The organism is Streptococcus symci (assembly GCF_006385165.1).
GTDB lineage: Bacteria > Bacillota > Bacilli > Lactobacillales > Streptococcaceae > Streptococcus > Streptococcus symci.
The window spans coordinates 119,818-141,478 of the sequence record NZ_VFJA01000004.1 but is presented as its reverse complement, the minus strand read 5'-3'; the positions used below and the strand labels follow the sequence as shown (position 1 = coordinate 141,478).

General features: G+C 41.0%; 17 protein-coding genes, 1 tRNA gene, 1 pseudogene and 1 riboswitch. Of the genes and pseudogenes, 16 read left to right on the top strand and 3 right to left on the bottom strand.

The features are described 5' to 3' along the window. The first annotated feature begins 25 nt into the window (after nucleotides 1-25). A complete protein-coding gene (locus FJN11_RS08945; RefSeq protein ID WP_049551832.1) occupies nucleotides 26-1,357 on the top strand; it encodes a hemolysin family protein in 1,332 nt (443 codons plus the stop codon). Between the two features lie 196 nt (nucleotides 1,358-1,553). Here FJN11_RS08945 and FJN11_RS08935 read toward each other — a convergent pair. After that, nucleotides 1,554-1,624, bottom strand: a tRNA-Cys gene (locus FJN11_RS08935). Between the two features lie 161 nt (nucleotides 1,625-1,785). Here FJN11_RS08935 and FJN11_RS08930 point away from each other — a divergent pair. The 8 genes from FJN11_RS08930 (at nucleotide 1,786) to FJN11_RS08895 (ending at nucleotide 11,435) form a co-directional block, all read left to right on the top strand. Beyond that, the gene (locus FJN11_RS08930) at nucleotides 1,786-3,774 is read left to right on the top strand and encodes a peptide ABC transporter substrate-binding protein (protein ID WP_000749582.1); all 1,989 of its coding nucleotides are present in this window, start codon (nucleotides 1,786-1,788) and stop codon (nucleotides 3,772-3,774) included. Nucleotides 3,775-3,840: 66 nt separating this feature from the next. Further along, the gene (locus FJN11_RS08925) at nucleotides 3,841-5,337 is read left to right on the top strand and encodes an ABC transporter permease (RefSeq protein WP_049552587.1); all 1,497 of its coding nucleotides are present in this window, start codon (nucleotides 3,841-3,843) and stop codon (nucleotides 5,335-5,337) included. Beyond that, nucleotides 5,337-6,263 (top strand): oligopeptide ABC transporter permease OppC, encoded by a 927-nt coding sequence (oppC, locus tag FJN11_RS08920; RefSeq protein WP_049510796.1) that lies wholly within the window; start codon nucleotides 5,337-5,339, stop codon nucleotides 6,261-6,263. The genes FJN11_RS08925 and oppC overlap by 1 nt, the downstream gene beginning before the upstream one ends. Before the next feature lie 8 nt (nucleotides 6,264-6,271). After that, nucleotides 6,272-7,339 carry an ABC transporter ATP-binding protein gene (locus tag FJN11_RS08915; protein ID WP_000159550.1) on the top strand — a complete coding sequence of 356 codons (1,068 nt, stop codon included), beginning with the start codon at nucleotides 6,272-6,274 and terminating at the stop codon, nucleotides 7,337-7,339. Between the two features lie 10 nt (nucleotides 7,340-7,349). Next, nucleotides 7,350-8,276: an ATP-binding cassette domain-containing protein gene (locus tag FJN11_RS08910; protein WP_049552588.1), complete on the top strand. Its 927-nt coding sequence runs from the start codon at nucleotides 7,350-7,352 to the stop codon at nucleotides 8,274-8,276. Between the two features lie 460 nt (nucleotides 8,277-8,736). Continuing rightward, nucleotides 8,737-9,714, top strand: coding sequence for an ABC transporter substrate-binding protein (locus FJN11_RS08905; protein WP_049552589.1), 978 nt, complete (start codon nucleotides 8,737-8,739; stop codon nucleotides 9,712-9,714). A gap of 11 nt (nucleotides 9,715-9,725) precedes the next feature. Continuing rightward, a complete protein-coding gene (locus tag FJN11_RS08900) occupies nucleotides 9,726-10,619 on the top strand; it encodes an ABC transporter permease (protein WP_125430902.1) in 894 nt (297 codons plus the stop codon). Between the two features lie 12 nt (nucleotides 10,620-10,631). Further along, a complete protein-coding gene (locus FJN11_RS08895) occupies nucleotides 10,632-11,435 on the top strand; it encodes an ABC transporter ATP-binding protein (RefSeq protein ID WP_049552590.1) in 804 nt (267 codons plus the stop codon). A gap of 43 nt (nucleotides 11,436-11,478) precedes the next feature. Here the strand turns inward: FJN11_RS08895 and FJN11_RS08890 are convergent, their stop codons facing one another. Both FJN11_RS08890 and trkA read right to left on the bottom strand, forming a co-directional pair. Continuing rightward, nucleotides 11,479-12,918 carry a TrkH family potassium uptake protein gene (locus tag FJN11_RS08890; protein WP_140224499.1) on the bottom strand — a complete coding sequence of 480 codons (1,440 nt, stop codon included), beginning with the start codon at nucleotides 12,916-12,918 and terminating at the stop codon, nucleotides 11,479-11,481. A gap of 3 nt (nucleotides 12,919-12,921) precedes the next feature. Then, nucleotides 12,922-14,271 (bottom strand): Trk system potassium transporter TrkA, encoded by a 1,350-nt coding sequence (gene trkA, locus FJN11_RS08885; protein WP_070482190.1) that lies wholly within the window; start codon nucleotides 14,269-14,271, stop codon nucleotides 12,922-12,924. Between the two features lie 119 nt (nucleotides 14,272-14,390). On the opposite strand from trkA, the pseudogene FJN11_RS08880 reads away from it, so the two are divergent. The 7 genes and pseudogenes from FJN11_RS08880 to pheT form a co-directional block, all read left to right on the top strand. Then, a pseudogene (locus FJN11_RS08880) lies at nucleotides 14,391-14,876 on the top strand (energy-coupling factor transporter transmembrane component T family protein); the annotation flags it as partial. A gap of 192 nt (nucleotides 14,877-15,068) precedes the next feature. Continuing rightward, a complete protein-coding gene (locus tag FJN11_RS08875) occupies nucleotides 15,069-15,572 on the top strand; it encodes a tRNA (cytidine(34)-2'-O)-methyltransferase (RefSeq protein WP_140224497.1) in 504 nt (167 codons plus the stop codon). Between the two features lie 59 nt (nucleotides 15,573-15,631). Next, nucleotides 15,632-15,850: riboswitch (FMN riboswitch) on the top strand. Nucleotides 15,851-16,013: 163 nt separating this feature from the next. Then, nucleotides 16,014-16,577: an ECF transporter S component gene (locus FJN11_RS08870; protein ID WP_000185834.1), complete on the top strand. Its 564-nt coding sequence runs from the start codon at nucleotides 16,014-16,016 to the stop codon at nucleotides 16,575-16,577. After that, nucleotides 16,567-17,217 (top strand): phosphatase PAP2 family protein, encoded by a 651-nt coding sequence (locus FJN11_RS08865; protein WP_070480195.1) that lies wholly within the window; start codon nucleotides 16,567-16,569, stop codon nucleotides 17,215-17,217. The genes FJN11_RS08870 and FJN11_RS08865 overlap by 11 nt, the downstream gene beginning before the upstream one ends. A gap of 272 nt (nucleotides 17,218-17,489) precedes the next feature. Continuing rightward, nucleotides 17,490-18,536, top strand: a complete 1,047-nt coding sequence (gene pheS, locus FJN11_RS08860; protein ID WP_140224496.1) for a phenylalanine--tRNA ligase subunit alpha — start codon at nucleotides 17,490-17,492, stop codon at nucleotides 18,534-18,536. Then, nucleotides 18,536-19,045, top strand: a complete 510-nt coding sequence (locus FJN11_RS08855; RefSeq protein ID WP_140224495.1) for a GNAT family N-acetyltransferase — start codon at nucleotides 18,536-18,538, stop codon at nucleotides 19,043-19,045. The genes pheS and FJN11_RS08855 overlap by 1 nt, the downstream gene beginning before the upstream one ends. A 76-nt stretch (nucleotides 19,046-19,121) precedes the next feature. Next, on the top strand, nucleotides 19,122-21,527 hold the full coding sequence (pheT, locus tag FJN11_RS08850) for a phenylalanine--tRNA ligase subunit beta (RefSeq protein ID WP_140224494.1): 2,406 nt from the start codon (nucleotides 19,122-19,124) through the stop codon (nucleotides 21,525-21,527). Nucleotides 21,528-21,661: the final 134 nt, after the last annotated feature.

Below are 21,661 nucleotides of genomic sequence, written 5' to 3'. Positions count from 1 at the left end.
AAGATACTATTTTAGGAGAAGAACTATGGAAGACCCAAGTAGTCAGAATTTGTTGCTACAATTTGTTTTGTTGTTTATCTTGACAGTGTTAAATGCTTTTTTCTCAGCCACAGAAATGGCCATGGTTTCACTTAACCGTGCGCGGGTGGAACAAAAGGCAGAAGAAGGAGATAAACGCTATATTCGTCTGCTGAAGGTGCTAGAAAATCCTAACCACTTTTTATCAACCATTCAAGTAGGGATTACCCTGATTACGATCTTATCAGGGGCGAGTTTGGCAGAAACTCTGGGACGAGAAATTGCATCTTGGCTTGGAAATGGCGAAACATCTTATGCCGTTGCAAGTTTTCTATCTTTAGCATTTTTGACTTATATTTCCATCGTTTTTGGGGAATTGTATCCTAAGAGAATCGCTCTTAATCTAAAGGATGCTTTGGCGATTCGTACAGCGCCAGTTATCATTGGGCTGGGGAAACTAGTTAGTCCCTTTGTTTGGCTCTTGTCTGCATCTACCAATCTCTTGAGTCGCTTGACTCCTATGACCTTTGACGATGCTGATGAAAAAATGACCCGTGATGAAATTGAGTACATGCTGACAAATAGTGAAGAAACACTAGACGCTGACGAAATTGAAATGTTACAAGGAATCTTTTCACTGGACGAATTAATGGCCAGAGAAGTCATGGTTCCTCGAACGGATGCCTTTATGGTCGATATTCAGGATAATAGTCAAACCATCATCCAAAGTATTTTAAAACAAAATTATTCTCGTATCCCTGTCTATGATGGAGACAAGGATAACGTGATTGGAATCATTCACACCAAGAGTCTCCTTAAGGCGGGCTTTGTGGACGGTTTTGATAATATTGTTTGGAAGAAAATCTTACAAGATCCACTTTTTGTTCCTGAAACTATTTTTGTGGATGACTTGTTAAAAGAACTGCGCAATACCCAAAGACAAATGGCAATCTTGCTAGATGAATACGGTGGGATGGCTGGTTTGGTGACCCTGGAAGACCTCTTAGAGGAAATCGTTGGGGAAATCGATGACGAAACAGATAAGGCTGAAATCGAAGTTCATAAAATTGGAGAAGATACTTATATTGTTCAAGGTACCATGAATCTCAATGATTTTAATGACTACTTTGATGTTGAATTGGAAAGTGATGACGTTGATACCATCGCTGGTTACTATTTGACAGGAGTTGGGACCATTCCAACGACTGAGAAACTCAGTTATGAATTAGTCAGCCAAAACAAACAGCTTATCCTAACCAATGATAAAGTGAAAAATGGACGTGTTACCAAGGTAAAAGTCCAAATTACCGAAGTCGAAATAGAAGAAGAAACAGAGTAAACTAGAGGCTTTTGTCACCAGGTGTGACAAAGCTTTTTTCAGTTGATTTCAAAAGGGAATTGAGTCCTCGAAAAACTCAGTCCCAACCTAGTCCCAAAAGTTTTTTAAGGTTATACGTATTTATTCGAGGAAAAAGAAAAAAGCCCTTTATATTGGGCTTTCTGTTTAAATGAAACCTGAAAAATCAAGTTATAGAAGGCGGTAGACGGATTTGAACCGACGATCAAGCTTTTGCAGAGCCGTGCCTTACCACTTGGCTATACCGCCTTAACGTTTATTATTATACCTTGAAAATGATTTTCAGTCAATAGCTTTTTCAGATTTTTTGTATCAATAAGCCTAAATATTCTGAAAATTCGTTTACTTTTCTTGAAATCTATGATATAATTGATGATAACCTATACTTTATTTATAAGAGGAGTAAATAAATGAAAAAAAGTCAAGTGCTTGCTGTAGCGGGAGCTACCTTATTAGCGTCAGGAGTTCTAGCTGCGTGTTCAAACACTAGTTCAAATAATGCTAAACTAGCAAAAGATTACCAATATGTTTATCAAACAGATCCAGAAACTTTGGATTATATCGTCAGCAATATCGATTCAACATCATTCGTCACAACAAATGCTGTAGATGGTTTGCTGGCTAATGATAAATATGGTAACCTGGTTCCTTCTATTGCTGAATCATGGACAGTTTCAAAAGATGGTTTGACTTATACCTATAAAATCCGTAAGGATGCTAAATGGGTGACAGCAGAGGGAGAAGAATATGCTCCTGTAACTGCTAAAGACTTCGTTACTGGTTTGAAACACGCCGTAGATGGAAAATCAAAAGGACTTTCAATCGTTAGCTCTTCTATTAAGGGATTAGAAGCCTATATCAAAGGTGAAACAAGCGATTTTTCAACCGTTGGAGTAAAAGCACTTGATGACCAAACACTAGAATATACCTTGAACCAGCCAGAAACTTTCTGGAATGACAAGACCACTAGTGGTGTTTTGATGCCGGTTAATGAAGAATTCTTAACTTCAAAAGGGGAAGGTTTTGGTGCCCCAACAGATGCTAACTCTATTCTTTATAACGGTCCATTTGTCTTAAAATCTGTAACTCCAAAATCATCTATCGAGATGGCTAAAAATGATGCTTACTGGGACAAAGAAAATGTAAAAATTGAGAACGTTAAGTTCACTTTCTGGGATGGTAAGGACCAAGATGTGATTGCCAAAGGTTTTGCTGATGGTCAATATAGCAAGGCGCGTATCTTCCCTACAAGTTCTACATATGAAAAATATGCAGCTGACTTCAAAGATAACATTTACTTTAATGAACCAGGAGCGGGTGTTGCAACTGTCAGCTTGAACTATGGCCGTACAACCTATAACCACACTGCCAAAACAAGTGATGCTCAAAAGACATCTACTCAGAAAGCATTACTAAACAAGGAATTCCGTCAAGCCTTGAACTTTGCTGTCGATCGCAATTCTTACTCAGCTCAAACAAATGGTACTGATGGAGCTGCAGTAGCCATCCGTAATACGTTTGCACCTTATAATCTTCAAGTTGGTAAGAAAACATTTGGTGAATTGGTACAAGATAGCTTGGCTAAGACAAATTCTTCTACTTGGTCAAACGTGTCTCTAGCAGATTCTCAAAATGGCCTTTACAATGAAGAAAAAGCTAAAGAAGTCTTTGCTAAAGCCAAATCAAGCCTACAAGCTGAAGGTGTTGAATTCCCAATCCACTTGGATGCCTTGGTTATCCAAGAATCAACAGCGGTTGTAAACCGTGTTCAATCATTGAAACAATCAATTGAAAAAGTATTGGGTTCAGATAATGTTGTTGTAGACTTACAACAAATGACTCAAGCAGAAGCTTTACCAATTTCATTTAGCGCTCCAACAGCTAAAGAACAAGACTGGGATATCCATACCTTGCTAGGATGGAACCCTGACTATCAAGATCCTTCTACTTTCTTGGATCAATTCGTCCTTAAGGGAGGAAGCACTCGCCTTTACCTTGGTATTGACCAAAACACAGATGCATCAGTAGTAAGCAAACTTGGTTTAGCTGACTATGGAAAATTACTTGATGACGCAAACAGCGAAAACCAAGATGTTCAAAAACGTTATGAAAAATACGCGGTGGCACAAGCTTGGTTGACTGATAATGCTTTGACAATTCCAGTAATGGCTTCTCCTAAAGAAACAGCCGTTTCATATGTTTCAAAAGTTCTACCATTTAGCTCTTCATATTCAGTAGCCGGCCTTAAAGGTGAAAATTCAGGATACTTGAAGTACACTGAAGTTGGTGAAAAAGCAATCACCAAAGAAGAGTATGAAAAAGCTCGTGAAAAATGGTTGAAAGAAAAGACTGAGTCAAACGAGAAAGCTCAAAAAGAATTGGCAAGTCATGTGAAGTAAATAATTTTCAATAGAACTTTCTCTCCATGAGGAGAAGGTTCTTTTGGGATTTTTAAAGGAAATGATATGAAAAAATATATTTTTATGCGTGTTTTGCGGTCATTGGTTTCTATCTTTTTAGTAACAACCTTGACTTACACGATTATCTATACAATGGTTCCTCGAAAATTGATTTTCAAACAGGATACCAACTATAACAAGATTGCGACAACTGCTGATAAACGTGATAACTATGAAAATACCGTTTATGAGCGTATGGGCTATATTGAGTACTACGATACCAAAGAGTTGCAAGAAAAAGCTAGCCAGATGGATGCTTCTGTAACCGTTGAAGCTAATGACACCAACAAGGCTATCTATGAAAAATACATCAAACAAATCGGTCATGGTTGGACCTTGGGAGAATTTACTGAAAGTGGCCAATTCTACGCTACTCGTGAAATCCCAATTTTTGAACGTGTTTTTCACTTCTATGCTAACTTGATTGACATTGATCATACAAATAAAATTCAAGACCCTGAAAATCCAGACTTGAAACGTTACCTTCGTTTTGAAAATGATCCAGCTATCGGATGGTCCTTGGTTGGTTCAGGAACTAAACACAAATATCTCTTGTACTTCAACAATCAGTTCCCATTTGTGCATCAAAACTTTGTGAACATTAATTTAGGTGACTCTTATCCAACCTATGCTAATAGCCCTGTTTTACAGGTTATTACTCAGGGACAAGGACAAACAAAAACATCTCAAGTTCAGTTCCCAACAGGTAAGAAAACTTCTTCTGTAAATATTTACTCAAGAACCTATAAATCACCTAGTCAGGCTGATTCTCGTGAAGTAGCTAACTATGGGAAAGATGACCCATATACTGCAACTGAAAGCAACTACCAATATCCTTCTATGATTGCTAGCTCTGCAGTCGTTGGGTTGATCGGTTTGGTGATTTCTTATGCGATTGCTGTGCCACTTGGTTCAGCTATGGCTCGCTTCAAGAATACTTGGATTGATAGCTTTTCAACAGGGGCTTTGACCTTCTTGATGGCTCTTCCAACAATTGCCTTGGTTTATATCGTTCGTTTAGCTGGTTCTTCAATCGGCTTGCCAGATTCATTCCCTATCTTGGGTGCTGGAGATTGGCGTTCGTATGTTTTACCAGCAGTTATCCTTGGTTTGTTGGGTGCTCCTGGTACCGCTATTTGGATTCGTCGTTATATGATTGACTTGCAATCACAAGACTTTGTACGTTTTGCTCGTGCAAAAGGTTTGTCTGAAAAAGAAATTTCAAACAAACACATCTTTAAAAATGCCATGGTTCCGCTGGTTTCAGGAATTCCTGGTGCTGTTATCGGGGTTATCGGTGGTGCAACCCTTACTGAAACAGTCTTCGCTTTCCCAGGCATGGGTAAAATGTTGATTGACTCTGTAAAAGCATCTAATAACTCTATGGTCGTTGGTCTTGTCTTCATCTTTACATGTATTTCTATCTTCTCACTTCTTTTGGGAGATATTTGGATGACGATTATTGACCCACGTATTAAATTGACTGAGAAAGGAGGCAAATAATGTCTACAATCGATAAAGAAAAATTTCAGTTTGTAAAACGTGACGATTTTGCCTCTGAAGCCATTGATGCGCCAGCTTATTCATACTGGGGATCAGTGTTTAGACAATTTATGAAGAAAAAATCAACTGTAGTCATGTTGGGAATCTTGGTAGCCATCATTTTGATGAGTTTCATCTACCCAATGTTTTCTAAGTTTGATTTCAATGATGTCAGCAAGGTAAATGACTTTAGTGCTCGTTATATCAAGCCAAATGCTCAGCATTGGTTCGGTACAGACAGTAACGGTAAATCTCTCTTTGACGGTGTCTGGTTCGGAGCTCGTAACTCTATCCTCATTTCTGTGATTGCGACAGTGATTAACTTGGTTATCGGTGTCTTTGTCGGTGGTATTTGGGGAATTTCAAAATCAGTTGACCGCGTGATGATGGAAGTTTATAACGTCATCTCAAACATCCCATCTCTTTTGATTGTCATTGTCTTGACTTACTCAATCGGAGCTGGATTCTGGAATCTGATTTTTGCCATGAGTGTAACAACATGGATTGGGATTGCCTTCATGATTCGTGTGCAAATCTTGCGTTATCGTGACTTGGAATACAACTTGGCGTCACGTACCTTGGGAACACCAACCTTGAAGATTGTTGCCAAAAACATTATGCCACAATTGGTATCTGTTATTGTGACAACGATGACCCAAATGCTTCCAAGCTTTATCTCATACGAAGCCTTCTTGTCTTTCTTCGGTCTTGGATTACCGATTACCGTGCCAAGTTTGGGTCGTTTGATTTCAGATTATTCACAAAACGTAACAACCAATGCTTACTTGTTCTGGATTCCATTGACAACTCTTGTCTTGGTATCCTTATCCCTTTTCGTTGTTGGTCAAAACTTAGCGGATGCTAGTGATCCACGTACACATAGATAGGAGTAGAAATGACAAAAGAAAAAAATGTAATTTTGACTGCTCGCGATATTGTCGTGGAATTTGACGTTCGTGACAAAGTATTGACAGCCATTCGCGGCGTTTCCCTTGAACTAGTTGAAGGAGAAGTACTAGCCCTGGTAGGTGAGTCAGGATCAGGTAAATCTGTTTTGACAAAGACCTTCACAGGTATGCTCGAAGAAAATGGTCGCATTGCCCAAGGTAGTATTGACTACCGTGGTCAGGATTTGACAGCTCTATCTTCTCATAAGGATTGGGAACAAATTCGTGGCGCTAAGATTGCGACTATCTTCCAAGATCCAATGACTAGTTTGGACCCAATTAAAACAATTGGTAGTCAGATTACAGAAGTTATTGTAAAACACCAAGGAAAAACAGCTAAAGAAGCGAAAGAATTGGCAATTGACTACATGAATAAGGTTGGGATTCCAGATGCAGATAGACGTTTTGATGAATACCCATTCCAATATTCTGGAGGAATGCGTCAACGTATCGTTATTGCGATTGCCCTTGCCTGCCGACCTGATGTCTTGATCTGTGATGAGCCAACGACTGCCTTGGATGTGACCATCCAAGCACAGATTATTGATTTGCTAAAATCTTTACAAAACGAGTACCATTTCACAACAATCTTTATCACCCACGACCTTGGTGTGGTAGCAAGTATTGCGGATAAGGTAGCGGTTATGTATGCAGGAGAAATCGTTGAGTATGGAACTGTTGAGGAAGTCTTCTATGACCCTCGCCATCCATATACATGGAGTCTCTTGTCTAGCTTGCCTCAGCTTGCTGATGATAAAGGGGATCTTTACTCAATCCCAGGAACACCTCCGTCACTTTATACTGACTTGAAAGGGGATGCCTTTGCCTTGCGTTCTGACTATGCAATGCAGATTGACTTCGAACAAAAAGCTCCTCAATTCTCAGTATCAGAGACGCATTGGGCTAAAACTTGGCTTCTTCATGAGGATGCTCCAAAAGTAGAAAAACCAGCTGTGATTGCAAATCTCCACGATAAAATCCGTGAAAAAATGGGATTTGCCCATCTGGCTGACTAGGAGGAAGGAAATGTCTGAAAAATTAGTAGAAATCAAAGATTTAGAAATTTCCTTCGGTGAAGGAAGTAAGAAGTTTGTCGCGGTTAAAAATGCTAACTTCTTTATCAACAAGGGAGAAACGTTCTCGCTTGTTGGTGAGTCAGGTAGTGGGAAAACAACTATTGGTCGTGCCATCATTGGTCTAAATGATACAAGTAATGGGGATATCATTTTTGATGGTCAAAAGATTAATGGTAAGAAATCGCGTGAACAAGCTGCGGAATTGATTCGTCGTATCCAGATGATTTTCCAAGACCCTGCTGCAAGTTTGAATGAACGTGCCACTGTTGATTATATTATTTCTGAAGGTCTTTACAATCACCGTTTGTTTAAGGATGAAGAAGAACGTAAAGAGAAAGTTCAAAGTATTATCCGTGAAGTAGGTCTTCTTGCTGAGCACTTGACTCGTTACCCTCATGAATTCTCAGGTGGTCAACGTCAACGTATCGGTATTGCCCGTGCCTTGGTCATGCAACCAGACTTTGTTATTGCGGATGAGCCCATTTCAGCCTTGGACGTTTCTGTTCGTGCCCAAGTCTTGAACTTGCTCAAAAAATTCCAAAAAGAACTTGGTTTGACCTATCTCTTTATCGCCCATGACTTGTCGGTTGTTCGCTTTATTTCAGACCGTATCGCAGTTATTTACAAGGGTGTTATTGTAGAGGTTGCTGAAACAGAAGAATTGTTTAACAATCCAATTCACCCATATACTCAAGCCTTGCTTTCAGCGGTACCAATTCCAGACCCAATCTTGGAACGCAAGAAGGTCTTGAAGGTATACGATCCAAGTCAACACGACTATGAGACTGATAAGCCATCTATGGTAGAAATCCGTCCAGGTCACTATGTTTGGGCTAACCAAGCCGAATTGGCACGTTATCAACAAGGATTAAACTAATAATGGTTTTATAATTTCCATGTCAATTTTTATGGAAATTATAAACCTTTTTTCTTGGACTGATTTGAAAGTCTTTGAAAGCTCCCTGAAAGAATTTTCGAAAAATTTTAAAAAATTCTGAAATATTCTTGACAGGTGATGAAAAAGGTGGTAAGATAGGAAACATCAAAAAAGAAAGCAGAAAAAGAAATGAATAAGAGACAAGCTGTAACGATGACTCAAAACTTTTACTTTAGCTACTTTAGCTACTTTAGATAGTGTTTGTAGACATGTCACCATGGATGCAAACAGTTCAAGCAATTTGTTTGTATCTATGTGGCTAAGATTTTTGATTGTGGTCCATATAGATGAATATCTAAATGGACTAGCAAAGTTATAACTTGTTAGATTATTTCAAGCATCCGTTTAGATAGTATCTAGGCGGTTTTTTGTTTTATCTTTTCTGAGAAGGAGTTTCATTATGAAAGTTGTTCGAAAATTATTAGCACCCCTCTTGGTAGTGGGGATCCTCTTGATCTCTCTGATCAGCTTGCATCAGTTGAAGGCAGATAAGAAAAAAGATGTGTTTCGTATCGGTATTTCCCAGTTTATTACTCACCAGTCCCTAGACGCTACTAGAGAAGGGTTTGTGGATGAGCTGGCCAAACAAGGCTATGTTGAAGGGGAAAATATTGAGATTGATTTGCAAAATGCACAGGGAGAACAACGAAATCTAAAAACCATTTCCCAGCAACTAGCAGAATCTAGTGATGTCGTTCTAGCCATCGCAACGCCTTCTGCTCAGAGCTTGGCTAATACAACGCAAACGACACCTGTTATCTTTTCAGCGGTAACAGATCCTGTCAGTGCCAAGTTGGTTGAGTCAAGAGAGCATCCTGGAGGCAATGTAACTGGGACAAGCGACCAGTCATCAGATGCCATTTCAACCCAAATCAATTTGATAAAGAAAGTGTTGCCAAAAGCTAAAACGATTGGAATCCTCTATACTCAGAGCGAGCCAAACTCAGTTGTCCAAAAGGATGAAGCTAAGCGCCTTCTGGAAGAAAAAGGCTTTACCGTTGTTGAAAAAACAATCTTGGACAGTAACAACGTCAAGGCTGCTGCAGAAAGCTTGATGGCAGAGGTGGATATGGTTTTTGTACCAACGGATAATATCATTTCATCAACCATGGAAACAGTCAAGCAGGTTTCTATTAAACACAAGGTTCCAGTATTCGGTGGTTCAACAGAAATGATTGCTGTTGGCGGCTTGTATAACTACGGAACCAATTATGAAGAATTGGGAAGACAGACAGCTCGCATGCTGATTCGAGTTTTAAAAGGTGAAAAGCCAGAAAATATAGCAGTTGAGTTGCCTGAAAAACTAGAATTGCATACCAATCAAGAAATGGCAGATGCACTAGGAATTGATATTAGTAAGTTAGAAGGCAAGGAATAAGGAGGTTTAAGATGAATTTTGTATTATCTAGTTTATCAGAAGGTTTGTTGTGGTCGATTATGGCGATTGGGGTCTACTTGACTTTCCGTATTTTGGATATTGCGGATATGACTGCTGAGGGAGCCTTTCCTCTTGGGGCAGCAGTCGTTGTATCACAGATACAGGCAGGGACAAATCCTTGGATTGCGACCTTACTGGCTTTGCTGGCAGGTATGGTAGCAGGTCTTGTATCAGGAATGCTCCACACAAAGATGAAAATCCCAGCTCTCTTGACAGGGATTGTGACCTTGACAGGGCTTTATTCGATCAATATTAAAATCATGGGCAGCGTACCTAATCTTTCCTTGGGAGATTCTGCAACCGTCTTTAAACAATTGGCGAGCTTGGGTCTGACAAATGAAGAAGCTGTTTTCTCACTTAGTTTAGCCTGTCTATTACTTGTTTGTCTAGTCTTGACCCTTTTGATGAAAACAGAGATTGGCTTGGTCTTGCGTTCGACTGGGGACAATATCCCTATGAGTGAGGCCAATGGGGTCAATGTAGACACCATGAAGATTGTTGGTTACATGATTTCAAACGGTTTGATTGCCTTATGTGGTTCCTTGTTTGCTCAAAATGATGGATTTTCGGATGTAACTTCTGGGACAGGAACTATCGTTGTTGGTTTGAGTGCAGTCATTATTGCGGAAGTCTTGATTCACGACTTGACCATTGGAGGCCGCTTGTTATCCATCGGAATTGGTGCTATTGTTTACCGTTTGATTATTTTAAACATCTATGAAATTCCAAATCTAGATCAAAACCTGGTTCGTCTCTTTAATGCAATCTTGCTTGCTTTAGTTTTATTTGCACCAGAATTGCAAAAGAGATTAAAGATTCGTGGTCTGAAATTGAGAAATGAATAGGAGGAGAAAGTTATGGCAAGTTTGTTAACACTTGAAAATATTCACAAAACATTTGAGGCAGGGACGGTCAATGAGAACCATGTCCTCAAAGGATTAGATTTAGAGGTTGAAGAGGGAGATTTTATCTCTGTGATTGGTGGAAATGGAGCAGGGAAATCCACTTTGATGAATATCTTGGCTGGCAATCTATCGGTGGACGAAGGGGACCTTTTATTGGCAGGTAAATCCATTAAAAATCTGAGTGTCAGAAAGAGAGCCAAGGATATTGCCCGTGTTTTTCAAGATCCTAAGATGGGGACAGCTTCTCGTTTGACGATTGAGGAGAATATGGCTATTGCCTTGAGACGCGGGCAGAAGAGAGGGCTTGGCTGGGGCGTGAAGGAGAAGGATAGAATCCAGTTCCAAGAGGCCTTGAAGGAGTTGAATATTGGTCTTGAAAACCGCTTAAAAGTAGATACTCAATATCTCTCAGGAGGACAAAGACAGGCCTTGACCCTAGTCATGGCAGCTCTGGTGAAACCCAAACTTTTGCTTTTGGATGAACATACTGCGGCACTTGATCCAAAAACCAGTCAAATGGTGATGGATTTGACGCAAAAGATTGTGGAACACCATCAGTTGACGACTTTGATGATTACCCATGATATGAACCATGCGATTGAGTATGGTAATCGTCTCATTATGCTCTATCAAGGCAAGATAGTGGTGGATGTTAAGGGAGAGGAGAAAAAGCATCTGACAGTTGAAGATCTCATGCGTCTCTTCCAGAAAAATAGTGGCCAGAGTCTAGTCAGTGATGAATTGGTTTTAGGATAAAGAAAAACACCACACTTTGTAAGATACAAGGTGTGGTTGTATTTTATCTCTTAGACCAAGTTCTCTTCATAAAGAGAAGGAGGATTGGGTAAATCTCCAAGCGGCCTGCAATCATTGCAAAGGAGAGGAGAATTTTTGAGATAGGACTAAAGATTGAGAAGCTAGAAGTGGTTCCTAGAATAGGTCCGATATTATTGAAACAGCTAAAGACAGCGCTGGTCACAACCAGAAAATCATTGCTATCTAGGCTGACAATAAAGATAAGTGCTAGCAAAATCATAGAATAGATGACAAAGTACTTGAGAATCTTATGTTGGGTATCCTTATCAATCACTGTTTTATTCACATGGAGGGTCAAAACACGGTGGGGCGATAGGATTGACAAAATTTGATTTTTAGCAATTTTTGAAAGGATAAGGCCTCGAATAACCTTGAGTCCACCTGCGGTTGAACCAGCAGAACCACCGATTCCCATGAGGAAGAGAAGGATAAACTGGGAGAAGAGGGGCCAGTTGGTAATGTCTCCGTAACCAAAACCAGTCGTTGTAATGATATTGGAAACTTGGAAGAAGGCCATTTCAAAGCTCTTGGAAAATCCTGGGTAGAGATAGAGGGTATTGAGGCTAATCAAGCCTGTAGAAACTAGCACGATGATCAAGTAAGCACGAAGTTCTTCATCTCCAAAGAAGGCCTTGACGCGACGGAGCATAAGGTAGTAGTAGAGATTGAAATTTACCCCAAAAACCAAAACTCCGATACTAACCAGATAGGTAATCAGTGAGCTGCCATAGTGGGCAATCCCGTCGTTATAGACGGTAAAGCCTCCTGTACCTGCTGTCCCCATAGCGATGACAAAACTATCAAATAGGGGCATGCCAGCCAGATAATAGATGATGACAAAGAGTGAAAAGAGAGCTAGATAAAGGAGATAGAGAATTTGGGCAGTGTTTTTGAGTTTGGATACAACCTTACCAAAGACGGGACCAGGAACCTCAGCCTTCATCACTTCTAGGTGGCTATTCTTGGCATTATCCATAATAGCAAGTGCAAAAACAAGCACTCCCATCCCTCCGATCAAGTGGGTAAAACTTCGCCAGAAGAGGAGGGAACGGCTGAGGACCGAAACGTCGTTCAGAATAGTTGCTCCAGTAGTTGTAAAGCCAGAGCTGATTTCAAAAAAGGCATCGATAACGCTGGGAATTTGCTTAGCAAAAACAAAGGGGAGACCACCAAAGAAGGACCAAAGGATCCAACAGAGGGCAACAATCAAGACTCCCTCCTTGGCATAAATCCGTTGATTTTTTGGCTTTTGTAAAATTCCTGAACCGCCTAGTAATACGAGAATCCCTATTGTTGAAAAGAGGGCCGTAAAGACTTGGCTCGATTCACGGTAATAGACAGCGACAGACACAGGAACTAAAAGAAGAACAGCTTCGATCAAAAGTAATTTTGAAAGGAGGTAGCGAATCATACTTTTATTCATTTCTTACCTCGCGATCAAGTCATAAATCTTGGTGATGTTTGGCAATAAAGTTGTTACTAGGAGCTTGTCTCCAACTTCCAACATATCCTCTCCAGTAGGGAAAATAGTCTTGCCCTTTCGAATGATAGCTGCAATAAGAACACCTTTTTTCAATTTCAGTTGAGAAAGAGGTTTGGCAGTCATCTTATTAGCTTCCTTGATATGGAATTGCAGGGTTTCGATTTGGCCATTGGCTAGATGGTGCATGGCTTGAAGGTCTGAATACTGGGCATTGACACGACCACGAATAAAGTGCATGATTGTATCTACAGCGATGCTTTTAGGTGTGATGATACTTGAAAAATCAGGCGCATTGATAATCTCGAGGAGACTGGTACGATTGACCTTAGTGATGTTTTTCTGTACACCTACCCTGTCAAGGAACATAGAGGTAATCAGATTTTCCTCATCGACCCCTGTTAGAGTCGCAACGGCATCATAGTTTTGAGCACTTTCTTCCAGCAGGATATCTTTTGCGGTACCATCTCCTTGAACGATGTAGAGGTTTGGGAATTTCTCGCTAAAGAAGCTAGCGATTTCAGGATTGATTTCAATAACCTTGGTATCGATACGACTGTCTTTGAGGATACCTAGTAGATAATAGGCAATTCTACCAGCTCCAACAATAAGAAGACTCTTCACGGCACGAGACTTGAAATAATTATGGAAGAGCATCATGTCAACACGGTTACCAGTGACAAAGATTCTATCTTTATCCTGTACAGTCATGTCACCGCTTGGAATGATAATTTGATGATCCCTCTCTATCGCACAGACAATGACATTGCCAAATTTTTTCCGAAAATCAGAAATGGGCATTTGGCAAAGACCGCTGGAGGATTTAACAGTGAATTCCATGAGGCTAACGCGTCCACCAAAGAAACGTTCGACAGAGAGGGCGTTGGGGAAGTCAATGATATTGGCGATAGCGCGGGCAGCCAAGAGCTCAGGATTAACGATAAGAGAAAAACCGAGAATATTCTTTTCTTTGAAATAAGAGTTAGAATACTCAGGATTGCGCACCCGAACGATGGTTTCTTTAGCTCCCATTTTCTTAGCGAGAACGGCTGCAATCATATTCACTTCATCGTATTCGGTCAGGGCGATAAAGATATCACAATCCTGGACACTTGCTTGCTCAAGGATGGTAAAATCGGCCCCGTTACCAAGGATACCCATGATATCAAAGCGATTAACAATATGATTGAGAACAGCTTCGTCTTGCTCAATCAGCAAAACATCATGCTTTTCTGCAACCAAGGAGCGGCAGAGGGCAAAACCAACTTTTCCCCCTCCGACAAGGATAATTTTCATAATAAAACCTACTTCTTCATTATGTAACTATCATACCTTTTTTCAAGAAAAAATGCACCTACTAGCTAATAACAAGAGCTTTTAGTAGGAAATTTGCTATAAGGTAAAACTATACCCTATACCTGCTAAATTTGGCCATTAAGTACCTTTGCACTATTCCTCTGGCTATTATCTTTTTGATGACAACCCACCCTAGTCAGTTTGCTTCCAGTTTAAATCAAATTGGTGTGCCTTACAAGATTGCCTATTCAGTCAGCCTGACCTTGCGTTATATTCCAGATTTACAGGAAGAATTCTTTACCATCAAGATGTCTCAGGAAGCGCGTGGGATGGAATTATCCAAGAAAGCTTCTCTTATGCAACGAATCAAAGGTAATCTGCGCATTATTACTCCCTTGATTTTTAGCTCGTTAGAACGCATTGATACCATCGCGACTGCCATGGAACTTCGCCGTTTTGGGAAAGAGAAAAAGCGGACTTGGTATAGTTATCAGGCCTTGAAAAAAGGAGACTATCTTACCTTGTTCTTGGCAGCCTTGTTTTTAGTAGCTAGTTTACTACTTATCTTGCAGAATCAGGGACGATTTTACAACTCTTGGAAATAGCTCGAAAAAATTGAAAAAATCAAGTCGTTTCTATTGACAATGATTCTGAAAGTGTTATACTAAGAAAGTAGTTTCGCTGATTTACTTCAAACCTGTTGTGAGGTAAGTTAACGATGCCTTAACCACGCTGTTTGCTGAGCTTGACTCCGGGCAGTGTGGCTATTTTTTTGCAATGGTGAAAGGAAGCAAGTCATGACAAATCACATTGTATTATTTGAACCACAAATTCCACAAAATACAGGTAATATCGCGCGTACTTGCGCTGCAACCAATTCTCCCCTCCACATCATCAAGCCTATGGGCTTTCCTATCGATGATCGCAAGATGAAGCGAGCTGGGCTGGATTATTGGGATAAACTAGAGATTTATTTTTACGAGAGTTTGGAGGATTTCATGTCTCAGATGAGGGGCAAACTCTATCTGATCTCAAAATTTGCTGAGAAAGTGTATTCTGAGGTGGATTTATCGACTGACGACGATCATTATTTTCTCTTTGGACGTGAAGACAAGGGCTTGCCTGAGGACTTTATGCGCGAACATCCTGAGAAAGCTCTCCGTATTCCTATGAATGATGAACATGTCCGCAGTCTCAATGTGTCTAATACCGTCTGCATGATTGTCTATGAGGCCCTCCGCCAGCAGAACTTTGCAGGTCTTGAGCTCGTCCACACCTATGAAGTGGATAAATTGAAATAAAAAATGAAAATGAAAATGAACAAAATGCTTGCGCTTGCAAGCGTTTTTTGTTATGATAAAAGAGTCTTCAGGGCAGGGTGAAATTCCCGACCGGCGGTAAATTTGACTATCTATTTTAGTTTTCTCGTCGTTGTCTTGTCTCGATATACTTTAAGTATTATCTTCGACTGCGACGCCTAGATAAATCTAAAATATCTTAGCCAAATAAGTCCGCGAGCGCAAGCTGATGTGGTGAGATTCCACAACCGACAGTATAGTCTGGATGGGAGAAGACGAAAGAATAGCTTTGTCTGTTCTGATAGATTTATAGCTAAACTGTAACCGCTTGCTTGAATTTCCTTGATAGAGTGAGAGGGAACTTTTGGGATATAAAAAGTGAGAATAGATAGAGGAATCCTTTCTAACTTCTTCTGATTTTATAGAAAATTGGAGGAACCTGTTATGACAAACACACGTCGACTTTCGACCATTGCGATTTTATCAGCCATCTCATTTGTGCTGATGTACTTTGACTTTCCGCTATTGCCAGCGGCATCCTTCCTCAAGATCGAATTTAGTATCTTGCCAGTCCTTGTGGGTCTGGTGGTCATGGATTTGCCTGCTGCTCTAGGAGTTCTCTTGCTTCGCTCACTCTTGAAATTGCTTCTTAACAGCCAGGGAGTGAATACTTACATTGGTTTGCCAATGAATATCGTAGCTTTGGGAGTTTTTGTCATCGTATTTGCTTTGATTTGGAAAAAGGAACGGACAACCCTTCGTTTCCTACTAGGCTCTCTAGCTGGGACTATTGGTTTAACCGTGGCTATGTTGGTTCTCAACTATGTTTACGCTGTTCCTTTGTACGCTAAGTTTGCTAACTTTGATATTGGAAAAATTTTGGGACTTTCCAACTACCTAATGACTATGGTGTTGCCTTTTAACTTGATTGAGGGTGTCATCTTTTCCGTTTCATTCTGGTTGTTGTATGTTCTCTTGAAACCAACCTTAAAACATTATGAAAGATAAACAAACATTTTTAATGAAGGGCAGTTTTGCCCTTTTACTTTTCGTTATTCTTGGCTATATGGTCAAATTTTACCCTGAAACGCTAGTCGGTTTTGACCAACCGATACAGACTGCCGTTCGAGGAGACTTGCCAGATTACTTGACTATTCTTTTCAGGGCCATTACACGCTTGATTGATATCCCAGTGATTATCACATGGGTTGCTATCGCAGCCTTTATCTTTTATCGTAAGAGATGGAAGATAGAAAGTTTCTTCATGCTGGGAAATCTGTCTTTGGCAGGTCTTTTAATCGTGACCTTTAAAAATATCTACCAGCGCCCACGGCCAACTATTTTACACTTGGTAGAGGAGAAGGGATTTTCCTTCCCAAGTGGCCATTCTCTGGCTGTAACCTTGATGGTAGGCACTCTGATTGTCATTCTCAGTCAACGGATGAAAGATCCAGTCTGGAGAAAAATCGTGCAAATCGTGCTAGGTCTCTACCTAGTCAGTGTGTTGGTATCAAGGGTCTATCTGGGAGTTCATTACCCATCAGATGTCCTTGCTAGTCTCTGTGTGGGCTTGGGAGTCTTGTTTATCGAGTTTCCCTTTTATGATAAGCTCCGCTTCCAATGGCGATTTAAAGGCAAGCAGAAGTGAGATAGGTCTTGCAAGAATGGTAAAAATCTGATAAACTATGTAGTAATTGAATAGAAATCTGCAAGACTAGTAACTCAAGGGAAGTATATCAGGGAGGAGAGCCGTGACTGCAAGCTCTCTATATGAAAGCTGGGTGAATTCACTTGCGAATGGATTTAGAAATGAAGGTCTGACTTGTCAGATGAAAACGGATGGTACCGCGTGTCAACGCTCCGAGTGGAGTTTTTGGCATGTGGTTTTCTTTTTATCTACGAGAGACTGATGGAGGAATTATGTCAACTATTGAAGAACAATTAAAAGCGCTTCGCGAAGAAACGCTGGCTAGCTTGAAGCAGATTACTGCTGAAAATGAAAAAGAGATGCAAGATTTGCGTGTCTCTGTCCTTGGTAAAAAGGGTTCGCTCACTGAAATCCTCAAAGGGATGAAAGATGTTTCTGCTGAGATGCGTCCAATCATTGGGAAACATGTCAATGAAGCTCGTGATGTCTTGACAGCTGCCTTTGAAGAAACAGCTAAGCTCTTGGAAGAAAAGAAAGTCGCGTCTCAACTGGCTAGCGAGAGTATCGATGTGACGCTTCCAGGTCGTCCAGTTGCGACTGGTCACCGTCACGTTTTGACACAAACCAGTGAAGAAATCGAAGATATTTTCATAGGGATGGGGTACCAAGTCGTGGATGGTTTTGAAGTGGAGCAAGACTACTATAACTTTGAACGTATGAACCTTCCAAAAGACCACCCAGCTCGTGATATGCAGGATACTTTCTATATCACTGAAGAAATCTTGCTCCGTACCCACACGTCTCCAGTTCAGGCGCGTGCTATGGATGCCCATGATTTTTCTAAAGGTCCTTTGAAGATGATCTCGCCAGGGCGTGTGTTCCGTCGTGATACGGACGATGCGACTCACAGTCACCAGTTCCACCAAATTGAAGGCTTGGTTGTTGGGAAGAACATTTCTATGGCAGATCTTCAAGGAACGCTTCAATTGATCGTTCAAAAAATGTTCGGTGAAGAGCGTCAAATCCGTCTGCGTCCATCTTACTTCCCATTCACAGAGCCATCTGTTGAGGTGGATGTTTCTTGCTTCAAGTGTGGTGGAGAAGGCTGTAACGTATGTAAGAAAACAGGTTGGATCGAAATTATGGGTGCCGGTATGGTTCACCCACGTGTCCTTGAAATGAGTGGTATCGATGCGACTGTTTACTCTGGATTTGCCTTTGGTCTTGGACAAGAGCGTGTAGCTATGCTCCGTTACGGAATCAACGATATCCGTGGATTCTACCAAGGAGATGTCCGCTTCTCAGAACAGTTTAAATAATGATTAGAAAAGTAGAAAAGGTAGATGTTGAGGTGTTGGCTAAAATAGCCAAACAAACCTTTCGTGAAACATTTGCGCATGATAATACGGAAGAGCAGTTACAGGAATACTTTGAAGAGGCTTATAGTCTGAGAGTTTTGTCAACTGAGTTGGAAAATCCAGAATCCGAAACCTATTTCATTATGCATGAAGAGGAGATAGCTGGTTTTCTCAAAGTCAACTGGGGAAGTGCTCAGACTGAGAGAGAATTAGAGGATGCTTTTGAAATTCAACGTCTCTATGTGCTACAAAAATTCCAAGGATTTGGACTCGGTAAGCAACTGTTTGAATTCGCTCTTGAACTTGCTACAAAAAATAGTTTTTCTTGGGCTTGGCTAGGTGTTTGGGAGCATAATACAAAAGCTCAAGCGTTTTATAATCGATATGGTTTTGAAAAATTTAGCCAACATCATTTTATGGTTGGTCAAAAAGTAGATACAGATTGGTTACTGAAAAAGAAATTAAGGTAAGAAGAGGATTCTTCTATTGAAATGATAGGAAAGGAAAAGAACTAGGGTGACAACTGTCATTCTGGAAAACTAAATTATGCTTGTATCTTATAAATGGTTAAAAGAATTGGTGGACATTGATGTGCCATCACAAGAGTTGGCTGAAAAAATGTCAACTACAGGGATCGAGGTAGAAGGTGTCGAATCACCGGCTGCTGGTCTCTCAAAAATTGTCGTCGGTGAGGTCTTGTCTTGCGAAGATGTGCCAGAAACTCACCTCCATGTTTGTCAGGTTAACGTTGGCGAAGAAGAAGCCCGTCAAATCGTTTGTGGTGCCCCAAATGTGCGTGCTGGTATCAAGGTTATGGTGGCTCTTCCAGGAGCACGCATCGCTGACAATTACAAGATCAAAAAAGGGAAAATCCGCGGTCTGGAGTCACTTGGTATGATTTGTTCACTTGGTGAATTGGGGATTTCTGACTCTGTTGTACCAAAGGAATTTGCAGATGGTATCCAAATCTTGCCAGAAGATGCCGTTCCTGGGGATGAAGTCTTCTCTTACCTAGACTTGGATGATGAAATCATCGAACTTTCTATCACACCCAACCGTGCGGATGCCCTTTCTATGCGTGGGGTGGCTCACGAAGTGGCAGCCATCTATGACAAGGCAGTCAACTTTAAAGAATTTATTCTTTCAGAAACTGACCAAGCTGCAGCAGATGCTCTTTCTGTGGGCATTGAGACAGACAAGGCGCCTTACTATGCCGCTCGTATCTTGGACAATGTGACCATTGCACCAAGTCCACAATGGTTGCAAAATCTCCTCATGAACGAAGGGATTCGTCCAATCAATAATGTAGTGGACGTGACAAACTATATCCTACTCTATTTTGGTCAACCAATGCATGCCTTTGATTTGGATACCTTTGAGGGGAATGACATCCGTGTGCGTGAAGCGCGTGCTGGTGAAAAATTGGTGACCTTGGATGGTGAAGAACGTGACTTGGACGTGAATGACTTAGTTATCACTGTCGCAGACAAGCCAGTAGCTCTTGCAGGTGTCATGGGTGGGCAAGCAACAGAAATCTCGGAAAAATCTAGTCGTGTTGTCCTTGAAGCTGCTGTTTTCAATGGAAAATCTATTCGTAAGACTAGCGGTCGCCTGAATCTTCGTTCTGAGTCATCTTCTCGCTTTGAAAAAGGCATTAATGTGGCAACTGTTAACGAAGCCCTTGATGCGGCGGCTAGCATGATTGCTGAGCTTGCAGGTGCGACATTGCGTAAGGGGATCGTTTCAGCGGGTGAACTTGATACTTCTGATGTGGAAGTTTCTTCTACCCTTGCAGACGTCAACCGTGTCCTTGGTACGGAGCTTTCATACACTGATGTCGAAGATGTCTTCCGTCGTCTTGGATTTGGTCTTTCTGGAAATGCAGATAGTTTTACAGTCAGTGTCCCACGTCGTCGTTGGGATATCACCATCGAAGCAGACCTCTTTGAAGAAATCGCTCGTATCTATGGATATGACCGCTTGCCAACCAGTCTTCCAAAAGATGACGGTACAGCTGGTGAATTGACTGCAACTCAAAAACTTCGCCGTCAAGTTCGTACGATTGCGGAAGGGGCAGGCTTGACAGAAATCATTACCTATGCTCTGACAACGCCTGAAAAAGCAGTTGAGTTCACAGCTCAACCAAGTAACCTTACTGAACTCATGTGGCCAATGACAGTAGATCGTTCTGTCCTCCGTCAAAATATGATCTCAGGTATCCTTGATACCGTTGCCTACAACGTAGCTCGTAAGAATAAAAACTTGGCTCTTTACGAGATTGGAAAAGTCTTTGAACAAACAGGCAATCCAAAAGAAGAACTTCCAAATGAAATCAACAGCTTTGCCTTTGCCTTGACAGGCTTGGTTGCTGAAAAAGATTTCCAAACAGCAGCAGTTCCAGTTGATTTCTTCTATGCTAAGGGAATCCTTGAAGCCCTCTTTGCTCGTTTGGGACTCCAAGTAACTTATACGGCAACATCTGAAATCGCTAGCCTTCACCCAGGACGTACAGCCGTGATTTCAATCGGTGACCAAGTTCTTGGTTTCCTTGGACAAGTGCATCCAGTCACTGCTAAGGCTTACGATATTCCAGAAACGTATGTAGCTGAGCTAAACCTTTCAGCTATCGAAGCTGTGCTTCAACCTGCTACTCCATTTGTGGAAATCACCAAATTCCCAGCAGTTAGCCGTGATGTTGCCCTTCTCCTCAAGGCAGAAGTCACTCACCAAGAAGTTGTGGATGCTATCCAAGCTGCCGGCGTGAAACGTTTGACAGATATCAAACTCTTTGACGTCTTCTCAGGCGAGAAATTGGGACTAGGTATGAAGTCCATGGCTTATAGCTTGACTTTCCAAAATCCAGAAGATAGCTTAACGGACGAAGAAGTCGCACGCTATATGGAAAAAATCCAAGCGTCTCTCGAAGAAAAAGTCAATGCAGAAGTACGTTAAAGTATCAATCCATCCTTCGGGGTGGATTTTTGCTTTTCAAATAACAATTCAGGATCAAAAATAGACGGTTGAGGAACAGAAGAGATAAATTAGAATTTAGCACTGTATAATGTACTCATAACTCAAAGTACCCC